Annotated in this window: 1 pseudogene; it reads left to right on the forward strand. The window is 64.0% G+C overall.

The features are described 5' to 3' along the window. A pseudogene (locus tag OQ02_RS46560) lies at positions 1–314 on the forward strand (FtsX-like permease family protein); the annotation flags it as partial.

Consider the following 314-nt stretch of genomic DNA (forward strand, 5'->3'; position numbering starts at 1 on the left):
CATCGGCACCCGCGCTACAGAGTTGCCTGATGCCGCGCCGCTCGGCGGCTTCGGCCGTCGCTACTCCTCGCAAAAGATCATCGATTCTGGAACTCTCGACATTCTGCGGTTCACTCTCGGGTGCATCGTGCTGCTACCCCTTGTCGTTTTCCTCTCCGTCTGCGCGCGTCTATCCGGCGAGTCACGCGCCCGTCGGCTGGCTGCCCTCCGGCTCGTCGGGCTCAGCATGAAGGACACCCTGCGAGTCAATGCTGGGGAGAGCGTGGCTGCTGCATTCAGCGGGGCTTTGCTAGGCACCGTGGCGTACCTCGGTA

The sequence above is a fragment of the Saccharothrix sp. NRRL B-16314 genome (assembly GCF_000716595.1).
Lineage (GTDB): Bacteria > Actinomycetota > Actinomycetes > Mycobacteriales > Pseudonocardiaceae > Actinosynnema.